Origin of the sequence: Cyanobacterium sp. IPPAS B-1200, assembly GCF_001747005.2 — a bacterium.
GTDB lineage: Bacteria > Cyanobacteriota > Cyanobacteriia > Cyanobacteriales > Cyanobacteriaceae > Cyanobacterium.
Genome location: NZ_CP182899.1, coordinates 2,206,044 through 2,220,910 on the forward strand (window position 1 = coordinate 2,206,044; position 14,867 = coordinate 2,220,910).

At 38.2% G+C, this 14,867-nt stretch carries 10 protein-coding genes; 5 read left to right on the forward strand and 5 right to left on the reverse strand.

Annotated elements, in window-relative coordinates; genetic code table 11:
* Positions 1 to 67: 67 nt before the first annotated feature.
* Positions 68 to 1,450, reverse strand: a complete 1,383-nt coding sequence (locus tag A5482_RS10225) for an aldehyde dehydrogenase (protein WP_069789466.1) — start codon at positions 1,448 to 1,450, stop codon at positions 68 to 70.
* A gap of 261 nt (positions 1,451 to 1,711) precedes the next feature.
* Between A5482_RS10225 and A5482_RS10230 the strand changes: the two genes are divergently transcribed.
* Positions 1,712 to 2,152 (forward strand): Fur family transcriptional regulator, encoded by a 441-nt coding sequence (locus A5482_RS10230; protein WP_069789467.1) that lies wholly within the window; start codon positions 1,712 to 1,714, stop codon positions 2,150 to 2,152.
* A gap of 2 nt (positions 2,153 to 2,154) precedes the next feature.
* Complete coding sequence (locus A5482_RS10235; RefSeq protein WP_069789468.1) at positions 2,155 to 3,816, forward strand: DUF3685 domain-containing protein; 1,662 nt, start codon at positions 2,155 to 2,157, stop codon at positions 3,814 to 3,816.
* Here the strand turns inward: A5482_RS10235 and A5482_RS10240 are convergent.
* Both A5482_RS10240 and A5482_RS10245 read right to left on the reverse strand, forming a co-directional pair.
* The gene (locus A5482_RS10240) at positions 3,813 to 5,330 is read right to left on the reverse strand and encodes a serine/threonine-protein kinase (protein WP_069789469.1); all 1,518 of its coding nucleotides are present in this window, start codon (positions 5,328 to 5,330) and stop codon (positions 3,813 to 3,815) included. The two genes, A5482_RS10235 and A5482_RS10240, sit on opposite strands and share 4 nt — an antisense overlap.
* 62 nt (positions 5,331 to 5,392) lie before the next feature.
* A complete protein-coding gene (locus A5482_RS10245; protein ID WP_069789470.1) occupies positions 5,393 to 6,922 on the reverse strand; it encodes a serine/threonine-protein kinase in 1,530 nt (509 codons plus the stop codon).
* A 217-nt stretch (positions 6,923 to 7,139) separates the two neighbouring features.
* Between A5482_RS10245 and A5482_RS10250 the strand changes: the two genes are divergently transcribed.
* Entirely contained in the window at positions 7,140 to 8,300 is a 1,161-nt protein-coding gene (locus tag A5482_RS10250) for a sugar phosphate nucleotidyltransferase (protein WP_069789471.1), read from the forward strand.
* A gap of 102 nt (positions 8,301 to 8,402) precedes the next feature.
* On the forward strand, positions 8,403 to 9,359 hold the full coding sequence (locus A5482_RS10255; RefSeq protein WP_083260355.1) for an RluA family pseudouridine synthase: 957 nt from the start codon (positions 8,403 to 8,405) through the stop codon (positions 9,357 to 9,359).
* Here the strand turns inward: A5482_RS10255 and A5482_RS10260 are convergent.
* Positions 9,356 to 10,120: an MBL fold metallo-hydrolase gene (locus tag A5482_RS10260; RefSeq protein ID WP_069789472.1), complete on the reverse strand. Its 765-nt coding sequence runs from the start codon at positions 10,118 to 10,120 to the stop codon at positions 9,356 to 9,358. The genes A5482_RS10255 and A5482_RS10260 overlap by 4 nt on opposite strands.
* A gap of 95 nt (positions 10,121 to 10,215) precedes the next feature.
* Positions 10,216 to 12,432, reverse strand: a complete 2,217-nt coding sequence (locus tag A5482_RS10265) for an RNB domain-containing ribonuclease (protein ID WP_069789473.1) — start codon at positions 12,430 to 12,432, stop codon at positions 10,216 to 10,218.
* A 215-nt stretch (positions 12,433 to 12,647) separates the two neighbouring features.
* On the opposite strand from A5482_RS10265, the gene A5482_RS10270 reads away from it, so the two are divergent.
* Complete coding sequence (locus A5482_RS10270; RefSeq protein WP_069789474.1) at positions 12,648 to 14,684, forward strand: FAD-dependent oxidoreductase; 2,037 nt, start codon at positions 12,648 to 12,650, stop codon at positions 14,682 to 14,684.
* Positions 14,685 to 14,867: the final 183 nt, after the last annotated feature.

Sequence of the window (14,867 nt, forward strand, 5' to 3'; positions counted from 1 at the left end):
ATTTTAATAAAAAAACATATAAAAAAGGGGATAAAACCCCTTTCGTAAAACTATAAAAAAATTGTAACTATTTAGTATAGAATTTCTTAAAAGTATTAACGATTTTGTCACTGTAGGGAGCATAACGCCATTTTAAATCACCCCAAAAATAACGAGATAAGACAGCTTTTTTGTGAGAAAAGGTATCAAAGCTAGTTTTGCCATGGTATGCCCCGATGCCGCTATCTCCTACCCCCCCAAAGGGTAAGTCTTTTACGCCCACTTGCATGATGGTTTCGTTGAAGCATAATCCCCCTGATGAGGTTTCATGGAGGATGCGTTTTTTGTTTTCGGAGTTGTTAGAGAAAAAGTAAAGGGCGAGGGGTTTGGGTTTACTGTTGATGATGTTGATGGCTTCGTCAAGATGATTGTATTCAAGAATGGGCATGATAGGCCCAAAAATTTCCTCTGCCATGATGGGGGAGTTGAGGGGCACGTTATCGATAATTGTGGGGGCAATATATTTATTTTCTCGGTTGGTTTCTCCGCCCACGATAATATTACCACTACCTAATAATTGCTCTAGTCTATCAAACTGCTTTTGATTAATAATACGGGCAAAATCCTGGCTTTGAGCAGGGTTATCTCCAAAAAAATCATGGACACATTGTTTGATTTCTTGGATAAATTCTTGTTTGATGGCTTTATCTACGAGGATGTAATCGGGGGCGATGCAGGTTTGCCCGGCGTTGATAAATTTACCCCAAGTGATTCTTTGGGCGGTAATTTTTAGGTTGGTTTCTTTGTCAACTACACAAGGGCTTTTTCCTCCTAATTCGAGGGTGACGGGGGTTAATTGTTTGGCGGCGGATTCCATGACAATTTGACCAATTTTTGTGCCTCCTGTAAAGAAAATATGATCAAATTTGGTAGCAAGTAATTCTTGGGCTACTTCTACTCCTCCTTCTTGAATGCAGATATATTCGGGGGGGAAAATATCTTTGATTAATTCGGTGATGAGGGCGGAGGTATGGGGTGCTAATTCTGATGGTTTGAGCATAGCACAGTTTCCTGAGGCGATCGCCCCTAGGAGGGGAGAAATCATCAGGGTAAAGGGATAATTCCATGGTCCTATGATTAATACTACCCCCAATGGCTCGGAATGAATCTTGGCACAGGCGGGGAAGTTTTCAATTCCTGCACTCACCCGTTTAGGTTTCATCCATTTTTTGAGGTTTTTGATGGCGTAGCTGATTTCGGAGATGACGGCTAATTCAAAACAGCCTTCTAGGCTTGGTTTACCTAAGTCTTGATGTAGTGCTTCTAATATCTTATCTTGTCTAAGGGCGATCGCCTCTTTTAATTTTTTCAACTGTTGTAAACGAAAATCATAGGATTTAGTTTGCCCACTAGCAAAAAATTTCCTCTGCTCATCCACAAAGGATTGCATAGAATAGTTAGTAATAGTCATAAAATTAAAAAAAAATTAAAATAGCAATATTGTTTCTAGCATAACAACAAAAAAATTAGACACGGGGATATGTAGAGATTTTTTCTGACAAAAGGCAAAAGCTAATAGCTATTTATCCCTAACCATACTTTCTGATTTCTTCGGCACACCCTATTTACTTAAATTTTTATTCTTCATAGTATAAAAAAATGTAGGAATGGGGAAAACTTAGTTAAAGTATAAGTGAATTTACTTTAGTCAAAAAAAGGAAAATAAAAAACAATGCAGCTAGAAGGGGCAACCGAAAAAACTGTACACTCCCTCAAAGATGCCCTGAATCGTTGCCAAGAATTGGGCATGAGAGTATCTCGGCAAAGAAGATTTATCCTAGAATTATTGTGGTCACAAAAAGAACATTTAACCGCCAAACAAGTTTATGATTTTTTGAGCCAACAAGGTAAACATATTGCTCTAGCCTCCGTATATCAAAACCTAGAAGCCCTTTCTCTCCATGGCATCATTGAATGTGTAGATAGACACGATGGCAGGTTATACGGTAATGTTACAGATGGACACAGTCATGTCAACATCATTGATACAAATAAAATTATTAATGTCAATGTAGAATTACCCCCAGAATTGATTGAACAAATAGAACAGCAAACAGGGGTAAAAGTAGTAAATTATCGTGTAGACTTTTTTGGCTATCGCAATCAAAATTAATCATGAAAAATGATGTTAATGTTAATATCCTATTGATAGATGATGATCCTGTTTTTCGTCTTGGTTTAATTGCCCTAATACAAGAACAAAGTAATTCTAAAATCAGAATTTTGGCACAGGGCATAATGACGGAAACTTTGCCTTTATTAAAGGAAAATTCAGTAGATTTATTATTAATATCTTTAGATTTAGCAGTAGAGCCGAATAAGTTAACAAATTTGGTAAAACTAAGCCGCAAACTTACTACTAAATATCCAGATTTACCTATACTTTTAATTACCCCTTGGGGTAGTGATGAAAACATCAAAACTATCGAGAATGTTAAGGGCTGTTGTCCTCGAAATATTAAAATTTCAGACTTAATTAAGGGAATCAAACTATGTGCTAATGGTAAAACTTATTATGTCAACATTAAAAATAAAAACCGTAGGTTAATTGGTGGTTGGCTCTATCGTCAATGTGAGCTAGGATTAAGAGAAATAGAAAGAAGCATTAGACAGGTTAATTTTCATTTAAAAAATAGTAATTTATCTGCCCTCGATATTCTTTTTTGGCAGGGTAGAAGAAGGGAGTTAAAGGTTGTAAGGTGGTTAGTCAATCAATTTGTGGCAAACCCTAACGGGATGTTAAACAGTTCCATGGATGAGGAAGACAACTCTCAAGAAGATCCTGATTCTATGGTTAAACTGCCCCCCTCTGAGGTGAATCCTAATATTATTCTAGCTTCTGATAGTGGTTTAGATTATGAAGATATTATTCCTAAAAAAATCCAAGGTTCTTTAAAAAATACGACGGATATAATTTTGGAATTAGATATTCTCAAAGAAGATAAAAAAAGAGACTTATTATTATTAGTATTAAAAGAACTTAAGCAGTTAGTTTCAGAGTTAAAATTCCTTAAATTAAATGAAGACCAGCTCATAGAAAGAAAGACATCTATCGTCAGAGAATTGTGGCAAAATGTCGCAACTAAGTTTTTAGGGCGTTATGTTTCTTTGGATAGTGGGGATAGGTTGATTAATTTTAAAGACAATATTTTTAAACAAGGACAATTTTTAGTCGAAAATAATTTTATTAATCTTCCTTTATTTCAAGATTTATTATGTTATTTAGTGCTAGAAAAAGAGTTTTTTATTGACGATCAAATTTATCCTTATCAAAGTAAATCAGCCTCAGAAATAGAACAGATATTAACAGAAAATGTTTTAATTACGATCGCCTGTAGCACTATCCAATTTACCCTAAATAACCTCTCAGAATCCCAACCCGTCAAACATAACCTCTTCAAAAACGAATGGAAATCATCCCGAAAAATCGCCATGTTTCGTAATAACCTAGCATGGAGATATAAAAGGGAAAAATATTGGCAAATTCCCCGCAACATCTTTGAAGACGAATACCAAATTTTAAAATTAGGCTATCAAGGCATTATTATCGGCAAAATTAGCCATTCACGACACCAAGAATTAAACTCCCTCACAGGCATCCCTTGGTTTATCACTATTATGATCGAATTTGTAGATAGTGTTACAAGAGGGTTACAGGCGATCGCCGATATACTCGGAAAAGCAGTAGTCTTTATTCTCACGGAAATTATCGGTAGAGGAATAGGCCTAATCGGCAAAGGAATATTACAAGGAATCGGCAAAAAAATCAAAAACTAAAACAACTTCCACCAACGGCGCCCCCCATCAGGAAACACCGTCGCCCAATTTACCTTAGCCTCCTTCAACTGATTTTGAGTAATTTTGCTATTTTTCAAATTAGCCCCACAAAAATTAGTATCCGCCAAATTAGCATTAGTAAAATCAGCCCCCTGTAAATTAGCCCCCCGAAAATCAGCATCCCTCAACTCACTTTTAGCAAAATAAGCCTGAGCCAAATTAGCATTGGAAAAATTAGCTCCCTGCACATTAGAACTATAAAAATTACTTTGAGCTAAATTACTCTCAATAAAAATCGCCCCCTCCAACTGAGCATAACGAAAAATAAACTTACTTAACTTAACCCCCGTCAAATTAATATTATTCAACTCCTGCTCACTAAAATCCTTTTTTCCCCCATTATAAGCAGCCCGAAAACTCTCATCATCCCACTTAATCGTAATCGTATTAGTTTTTTTCTTTCTCTTTTGAATCGCCTGTCTTAACTGTTGGGTGGGAGACATCGTCACATCCCCCGTCTGAGTCACAGATAAATCCGTCGTAGAAATATCATCCGAACTCTTATCCGTAGACTGAATAACCGTCACAAAACTTTGGTTTAAACTCTGCTCAAAAGGTGCAACATCCAAAGCCTTTAATAGCTCATCCGCCGTCTTATAACGCTCTTTCACATTAGGCATTAACATTTTACTCAACACCTTTTTGAAACTAGGGCTAATATTAACCTCACTTTCCCAAATAATATCCCCCGTATCAGAATCCCGTTCAAACTTTTTCGGTGATTTACCCGTTAACAGATAAAGACAAGTAGCCCCAAGGGCATATATATCACTGGCATATATAGGACGCATAGCCATTTGTTCAGGGGGGGCATAACCCATAGTACCCACCGCAAACTGAGTCAGGGCAGTTTGTCCATAGGTTTGGGCTAACTGAGTATTAACTTGATCTTTTACCGCCCCAAAATCAATGAGAATTAATTTACCATCTTTTTTGCGTCGCAGAATATTAGCAGGTTTTATATCTCTATGAATTACCTTTTGAGAGTGTAAATATTGCAAAATAGGGGTAATTTCTGCCAAAAATCTTTTTACCCCCAACTCCCCATATACCCCTTTTTCCTTCACTTCCTTTTGCAGATTATCCCCATTAATCAACTCTTGAATGACATAAAACTTCTCATCATCCACAAAATGATTAAGTAACTTAGGTATTTGAGGATGATTAATTTTAGCTAGGGTTTTCGCTTCCCTCTTAAACAAACTAAGAGCCATTTTGAAGGCTTGAGGATCATCTACAATGGGGCGTAACTGTTTCACCACACAAAGGGGATCATCCTTATTTATTAAATCTACCCCAACGAAAGTAGCACCAAATCCCCCTTTACCCAATCTTTTTATAACTCGATAACGTCTATTCAGAATTAAATTAGAACCACAGGCATTGCAGTTTTTGAGCTTAGGATGGTTTTTGGGGCTAGGACATTCTGGGTTAACGCAATAACTAATAATCATCTGCTTTGGTTCATTTAGGGAAAATTTTTACGAGTAAAATAAAAAAATCAAGAACATATATACTACCACCATTTCCTTTTACCATTGGGCAAAATTGTTCTCCAATTGGTTTTGGCAAGGCGTAACTGTTCATCGTCAACTTTAGCTTCCGTAAGATTTGCACCGCAGAGGTTCGCATCCTTGAGGGTAGCTTCTGTAAGATTGGCTTTTTGTAAATCGGCCCCTTGTAAGTCAGCATTTTTTAAGTTAGCTTTATATAACTCCGCTCTTTTTAAAATAGCTTCTCGTAGGTTGGCTTGGGCAAAGTTTGCCCCCATCAAATTACTACGATACAGATTTGCTTTTTGTAAGTTTACCCCAATTAATTTACTTTGAGAAAAACTACAACCAGGTAATTTTAAGCCTTCTAAATCGAAACCACTCAAGGTTTGTTGACTAAAGTTACGATTACCCCGTTGATATTCTTGGACAATCATTTCTGGGGAGTTTATTTGTAGTTTTTGAACTTGCACACGGGGAGTGGCTACCTTGGGGGTATTTTGAGGTTGATTTTGTTTTTCTCTTCGACGACGGATGGCATCGGCTAGGTTTTGGGTGGTTAAATTTGAACTAGAATCGCTATCTTGTTCATCGGATTTACTTTCTTCTTTAGGGGCGGTGGTGGTAAAAAACATACTTTCTGCCAACTCCTGCTCATAGGGGACTAAATCTAGGGCTTGAATGACATCTTTGGCGGAGTTAAATCTTTTTTTCACGTCTATTTCTAGCATTTTATTCAACACTTTGGCAAAGGTTGCACTAACAGTGGTGTGATTTTCCCATGCTAGTTCCCCTGTTTCTGGATCGCATAAGTCTTTGGGTGCTTTCCCTGTGAGTAAAAAGATACAAGTTGCCCCAAGGGCATATATATCACTAGAATAAACAGGACGCATGGCGAGTTGTTCAGGGGGGGCAAAGCCCATGGTGCCCACAGATATTTTGGTAAAGGCGCTCTGGGGATTGGCGTTCATGAGCTTGGTGTTGACTTCTTCTTTTACGGCACCAAAGTCAATGAGAAATAGTTTTTTGCTTTCTTTTTCCCTTAATATGTTGCCTGGTTTGATGTCTCGGTGAATTACTTTGCGAGAGTGTATATATTGCAGCACGGGAAGCATACTACGCAGGAAGTTTTTGGCGGATGATTCTTGATAGATTCTGCCTTTTTTTACTTCTCTTTCTAAATCCCGTCCGAGGATAAAATCTTGAATTAGATAAAATTGTTCTTTTTCTTCAAAATAATCAATTAACTTGGGAATTTGGGCGTGTTCTAGCTTTGCCATGGTTTTCGCTTCCCGATTGAACAAGTCGAGGGCGGTGCTGTAGGAGTCGGGATTGGCGGAGGCGGGATCTAGTTGTTTGATGACACAGTATTGATTTTTATTGCCCATATCCACGGCAAGATAAGTGGTGCCGAATCCTCCTTTGCCAATTTTTTTGATGGCGACGTACCTTTTATGGAGAATTAGATTAGAGCCACAACTCCTGCATTTTCTCGTTTTGGTATCATTTTGGGGATTTTCACAATGGGGATTAAGGCAATAAATAACACTCATTCACTCTGGTTCTCTTTTGAGCTAATTTTGATTATTCATCAGGAAGTTCAATTTCAGTGTATCTTAATTTTTGATAATCGAGACTTTGTGGTTAATAAAAAGTTTTATTATGGCGCGTTTAATCGGGAATCCTTAGTTAAAAGTGATAACATTTGATTTTAAGGCTATATTTTCCTTATGATCTCTTTATTTATTAGTTTTTAATTAATATTCTCCTATGAAAGCAATGATTTTGGCGGCGGGAAAGGGAACTCGTATTCGTCCTATTACTCACACTATCCCTAAACCTTTGATTCCTATTTTACAAAAGCCTGTGATGGAGTTTTTGTTGGAGTTGTTGAGGCAACATGGTTTTGATGAGGTGATGGTAAATGTGAGCCATTTGGCGGAGCAAATTGAGAGTTATTTCCGTGATGGACAACGGTTTGGGGTTCAAATCGGTTATTCTTTTGAGGGAAGCATTGTGGATGGAGAGTTGGTGGGTAATGCTTTGGGTTCGGCGGGAGGAATTAAGCGTATTCAAGAGTTTAATCCTTTTTTTGATGATACTTTTGTGGTTTTGTGTGGAGATGCTTTAATTGACCTTGATTTGACTGAGGTGGTGCGAAGACATAAGGAGAAAGGGGCGATCGCCACGGTGGTCACAAAATCAGTCCCTAGGGAAGCGGTACCAAGTTATGGGGTGGTGGTAACGGATGATGATGGCAAAATTTTAACTTTCCAAGAAAAGCCATCGGTAGAGGAAGCCCTCAGCACAGAGATTAACACTGGGATTTATATTTTTGAACCGGAGGTAATTGATTATATTCCTCCGAATCAGGAATATGACATTGGTGGTGATTTATTTCCCCATTTGGTGGAGTTGGGTTTGCCTTTTTATGCAGTGAATATGGAGTTTGAGTGGGTGGACATTGGTAAAGTACCAGACTATTGGCAAGCGATTCGCTCGGTATTATCAGGAGAAATCAAAAATGTTGAAATCCCGGGCAAAGAGGTTAAACCGGGGGTTTATACGGGGGTTAATGTCTCTATTAATTGGGATAAGGTAGATATTACTGGGCCTGTGTATATCGGTGGCATGACTCACATTGAGGATGGGGCAAAAATTGTTGGCCCTGCCATGATTGGGCCTAATTGTTGGATTTGTGAGGGGGCGACGGTGGATAATAGTGTTATCTTTGAATATTCCCGTTTAGGTAGGGGAGTTCGTCTGGTGGATAAACTGGTATTTGGTCGCTATTGTGTTGATAAAACAGGAAGTTCTATTGATGTCAAGGAGGCGGCTTTGGATTGGTTGATTACGGATTCTCGTCAAAATTGCCCTAGTCATTTGGAAAGAGTGAAGGCTATTTCTGAGTTGATTAATTTTAGGTATTAAATTAATTGATAATGGATCATTGAGAGTTGATAATGAAAAAACCAATTCTTCTCGTTGGGTTTTATTTCAAAACCCAACCCACTGTAATGAGGTAATATTTTAGTGACTAATGAGTTAGAGATAAGCCAAGCATTTCGAGATTTTGTAGTAGATACTGGCAAAGTGAGGATTGATGTTTGGTTGGCAGAGAATTTAGTAGATTTATCGCGCTCACGGGTGCAAAAGTTGATTGAGGATGGGCAAGTGTATTTAAACGATCGCATTTGTACCCAAAAAAAGGAGGTACTAAAACAGGGGGATTCAATCCATGTCCATATTCCTGCCGTTGTGCCTTCTTCCATTGAAGCCCAAGATATTCCCCTCGATATTCTCTATGAGGATGAGTTTTTAGTAATTATCAATAAACCTGCGAATTTTGTAGTACATCCTGCCCCCGGCCATGGTGATGGTACCCTCGTTAATGCGCTGTTGGCTCACTGCCCCGATTTACAAGGCATTGGAGGGGTGGAACGCCCAGGGATTGTCCATCGTCTTGATAAGGATACCACAGGGGCGATCGTGGTGGCAAAAACGGAACTGGTGTTAAATGATTTACAGGCTCAAATTAAGGCAAAAACTGCCCGTAGGGAATATCTAGCGGTGGTATATGGTTCTACCCATGAGGATAGTGGTACAATTGATCTGCCCATCGGTCGTCATCCTACCCAAAGAAAAAAAATGGCGGTGGTACCCGTGGAAAAAGGGGGTAAAAATGCTGTCACCCATTGGCAGGTAAAGGAAAGATTGGGTAATTATTCTTGGTTACATTTTCAGCTAGAAACGGGGCGTACCCACCAAATTCGGGTACACACAACCCAAATGGGGCATCCTATCATCGGTGATCAATTATATGGCTCCGGGCATTCGGTGGGTGTAAACCTTACTGGACAAGCATTACACGCCTTTCGTCTTACCCTGACTCACCCCATCTCAGGAGAAGAAATAAGTGCGATCGCACCCATCCCCCCAGAAATGGAAAAATTAGTTAAAGTCCTAAAAAACCGAAGAAATAATGGCTAAACATTGACAGCAAAACTTACCGCCTCATAGGGCTTTGGCTCAATGACTTGAGTCGATAAATTTGCTTCCTTCAACATCGAGCGAAAACTATCTAAACTACCCTCTTCTTTAAGTAAATTAATTAAAAATCCCTTAAACTCAATATCTCCCCCTGCCGCCGTGGGTAAAATGTACTCAGGTTTGAGCCACTGACACACTTCTAAGGCACTTTTTTGCCCTTTAATCACAGGACCAACCAAAGGTATCTTGACATTGGTTAAAGGGGTGATAATGGCTTTGATACGCTCCTCTGTTTGCAGATTTTGACTGTGGAAACCATGCGGCTCATAATAAAGGGAATCACCGTTAGTTAAATCCTTGATAATATAGCCATTTTCCACCAAAGTAGGGCCCACAGGAGAGCCTTTTACCGCCTTGATTTCGATTTTGTCATCAATAACATAACTCTCCCCATGGCTGAGGGTAGTAATTTTTTCATAGCCAAATTCTTTACAAACCTTACCCGCATTTTCCGAACCAATCACAGGAATACTGTGGTCTAATTCCTTTAAAGTAGGAGGATGGGCATGATCTTCTAACCCTTGGGAGAGTAAAATAAAATCAATATTTTCAGGGATGGGCTGAGGGTTAAGTTTTTTACCTTCAAATAACCAGTCCAAATTACCAAAAGTCAAAGATCCCACGAACCAAGGATCTAGTAAAATTCTTTTATCCGCAATCTCGATTAACCATGAATTACTATCGAACCAAGTTAATTGCATAATATATTTTTAAAATAAATAATAGCTTCTGTAATAAATTGTAACAATAATTAATTAGGGGTTGCTGAAAAAGCCGAATGATTTTATTGCTTTAATTAAACAGTAATATCGAGATGGTGCTGAACAATCATGATATGGGAAGCACATTGTTTGGCATCTTTTTTGCTTCTTCCGTAGCCTACGGACTGAATAACTTTATCCTTATAGTAAAGACTTATAAAACACTGGAAAAAACTATCTATTTTTAGATATTTATGTTCGGGAAAATCTATCTGATTAATTTGACAAAAATCATGGATTAAGGAAACATAATTTTTTTCTACTATTGGTTTAGTATCAGAAGATGGTTGAGTTACTTGAGAATCAGTTGGACTATTTTCTTCTGAAGTAATTAATGTAGGATTATTCGTTAATTCATCGTTCAAAAAAGCCTTAATATATGCTAGGGCTGATTGTTGTTTAGCCTTACTTTTTTTTGGATTAACGGCAGGTTGTGGGGTGGTAAAACCATCTACATAGCAAAAGCTAAAATAACCACTTTCACGAGGATGACTTTCTATGACATATTTTACCTTTACATGGTCTAATTGCGATCGCACTAACAACACAGAAACAGCGTCAATGGATGGCTCAAAAAAACGATTTACCCTAGCCACAAACCATAACTTATAAAAGTCCTTTGGTTGTAAAGAATCAATCCTCTTTTCCACTTCCTTCAAAAAATCATTAGTTAAGGAATTTTCCTCTATGGCTTGATGTAACAAAGCAGAAAAATTTTCCTCTTTGACAGTGTTTTTATTAATATCTTGAGAAGAAGAATCATCGGAAGCATCAGAGTTACCTTTTTTCACCAACCCATGAGTAACATAACCCCAAATAGCCATAACTGCCGAGGTTTGTTTTGCTACCATTTTTTTGACATTTTCCGCAAAATCAGGGGTAGTTAAACCATTTAAAGAACATTTTGCCTGATAAGTTTTATTTTTACGGTTATATTTAATGTCATAGTCAACGGTTATATTTTCAATTTGAGAAGCTATTAACAGTATCGATATTCCGTCAATATTTTCTAAGTAAAATAAATCATTTATTTTGGCGACAAACCAAATAAAATAAAAATCTTTTAAAGATAAATCATTAACTCTCTCTTTGACATGAGCTAAAATTTTTGGTAAGCGATTTCTATAAGCAAAATATTCTAATAATTCTGAAAAATCTTCAGTAGATAATTCTTTAATTTCATTATCACTAATCTGATTATACTTTTTAGCAATATCTTCTTTTCTCCTCATTCTTAGATGATGGGATTTATCTTCTTTATACTGACAATGAAAATCATTAATATAGTCAGCAATACTTTGTAATTCATTTCGATGATAAGGAGAAGAAACACCCCTAATAAGTGCTTTAATAATACGGTGATTTACTAAATCTACAAAACGTCTAAGAGGGCTAGTAAAATGGCAATAGGTGTCTAGGGCTAAACCAACGTGTTGTAAAGGGCAAGGGCTATAAATAGCAGGTACTAAACAATGCCCCATTTCCTTGATAGCTTTGTTTAAATCCTTAATACCCACATCCTGAGTACGAAAGAGAGCAGGGATTTTTTGTTGCGCCAACAAATTAGCAATGGTAGTGTTAGTTAAAATCATTACCTCGGCAATTAATTGATGGGTATTAACATTATCTGCGATGAGATTACCATCTTCATCAATGTAACCATCTTTAGTTAAGATACCTGATTTTCCTTTTCTTTTACTAGCTAATATTTGAGCAATAGTTTGGATTTTTACTAATAGTTGATCGTGATTTTCTGGAGTAGGATTGTTTAAAATATTTTCTACTTCTTCATAACTAAAAGCTCGTAAATTTTTGAAAATAGTTTCTTTTATTTCAAAGCTAACTATATTTCCTTTATTATCGATAGTAAAAAAAAATGTAATAGCTAATCTTTCTTCGTCTTCTTCTAATGAACCTAAATTGGTACTAATATTAATGGGTAACATGGGGGTAGGGGGCTTGGTATGATATAGCGTCACCACCCTTTTTAAGGCTTCTTTGTCAATGGGAGAATCTTTGGTAATTAAAGCACCAACATCTGTAATACTTACTTGTAACTCAAACTGTCCATTATCCAACTCAATCATCCAAATAGCATCGTCTCTGTCAACGGTGGTAGCGTCATCTATGGTAATTCCAAATACACAGGGGCGCTGTTGAGATACGATGGTCATTATCTCTTCTAAATTGACATTAGAAGCCTGATTGATATGTTCAGAGCGAAATTTTCTGGGTGTAATGGATGGTTTCATGGGTGACTAATTAAACTAACAAAGGGAAGGGATATGAATAAAATATGTAAGGTTGGCAACAAAAAATATCAGAAGCCTATAAAATAAAGAGTTTAGATTAATTGCCTTTTACATCTTCTTAATTCCCTTAGTTTTTATTATCAATTATCCATTAGTAATTATCAATTTTTTTCTTATAGTATGATTAATAAAAATCCATATGATGAGCAGCGATTATGAAGCGTAAACCTTGGCAAAAAATACTCTCAATCCCTCTAGTCCTCTTTGTTACCAGTCCTGCGATCGCAATGAATAACTTCCCTCGAAACCCTGAACAAATAGAAGAATGTGACATCCTCGTTATCGGCGGAGGATTGGCGGGGGCAGGGGCAGCCTATGAAGCATTGTTGATGGGTAAAACTGTGTGTTTAACAGAGATTACCGACTGGGTAGGGGGTCAAATTTCTTCCCAAGGTACATCGGCTTTAGATGAGCGTAACACCCAAAGACAGGAGTTATTTTTTCCCAAGGGTTATTTAGAATTTCGAGATCGTATTGCTGATTTTTATGGCAAGTTAAACTTAGGAGAGTGTTGGGTGAGCGCTTCTTGTTTTTTGCCCAAGGATGCGGATTATATTCTTGAGCGTCAGTTGCAAGATGCAGCCAGAAAGGGAAATGGTACTCTTAAATGGTTTCCCAATACTGTTATTAAAGATGTGCAGATAGAAAGGGTGGAAAATGGTGGCACAGGGGAACAGATAGTAAGTGCGATCGCCATTAGCCACCAACCCCAACCCAACACCCCTCCCCTCAATAGCGAACCCCTTTCCCAAATTATCGAGGATGCCTATACCTACGAAGATTCCTCCAGACTCAAGAAAACGGTCATCAAATTTGTTCCTCCCCAAAACGACAATTTAGAAGCAAAAGCCCGTTGGATGGTCATAGAAGCCACAGAAACAGGGGAAATCATCGGTTTAACCGACATCCCCTATCGTCTTGGCATCGATCCTCTTTCTGCCTATGAACCATCCTCATCCAGTAGAACACCTGATCCCTACTGTACCCAAGGTTTTACTTACACCTTCGCCATGGAAAAAACCGAAACCCCCCAACCGCAACCAGAGCCAGAATTTTATCAACAATATGCTCCCTATTACAGCTACGAGTTAGAAAGACTAGCCGATTTTGACCTCGTCTTTACCTACCGTCGCATCTACAAAGCCCAACCCAGCGAGAGAGTAACCTTTGGGGGCATCGGCTTCACCACCCCCACCCCGGGGGATATTGCCATGCAAAACTGGACTTGGGGTAATGACTACCGCCCCGGCACATCCGTAGATAACTTGATTTATAGCAGAGAGCAACTTCAGGCTAGTGGACAGTTACAGCCCCATGGTTGGATGGGCGGTTTACGCACTGAAACCCTCTTTAAAGGGGAACAAAATGCGATCGGTTTTTACCATTGGTTGGTGGCCGGTACAACGGATTCTCAACTGGGAGATGGAGTAAAAAAACCTCACCCTGATCACATTTTTCTCACAGGATTTGACTCCCCCATGGGTACAACCCACGGACTTTCCAAGTATCCCTACATCAGAGAAGGAAGAAGAATTATTGGTCGCCCTAACTATGCCCACCCCGATGGTTTTACCGTCAATGAAGTGGATATTTCCCGGGTAAACTATGACGATGATTATTACAAAGAAACCCTCACCCCCCAAGAATATCGTCAATTAAGGGCAATTTTGGCAGGATTAGAAGGTTTTGGAGTTATTAGCGGTGAAATTTCCCCTGATCAAGCCCCCAAAAGGAGCCGTTCCACTGTTTACGCCGATTCAGTGGGTATTGGACATTATGCCATTGATTTTCACCCCTGTATGACAGAAAGCCCCCACGAAAAACCAGGTAACACCGAGAGAGAAGGAGAAAGAAGAGGTCAAGGACAGGCTTATCCCTTCCAAATTCCCCTTTCTGCCATGATTCCCCAAAAAATTGATAATATGATTGTAGCTGGAAAAAGTATCGCCACCAGTCACATTGCGGCGGCAGCCTATCGGGTACATTCTTTTGAATGGTCATCGGGAGCAGCGGCAGGTACAACAGCAGCTATGGCTTTAGATAAAAATATTTTGCCCTATGAGTTTACCGAAGGTTTTGCTTTCCGTAACCCCCATTTACAAACACTGAAAACGATATTGGATAGTAATGGTAATCCCACGGCTTTTCCTAATACTTCCATTTTTAATGAAGACTGGGATAGATGGAGGTAATTAGGAATAGGTGAAAAAATAAAACAAGTAAGATAAATTGAATTTTTCTTGTGAGTTTGCTGTTATTTAATGATGATAGGAAAAATTGTTCAATAATAAAAAGTATTCAATGTTTAAAATATGGTTACTCTTGCCTATTTCTTAAAAAGAACATAGCAATTATCATGGTTACGGGGTAAAAAA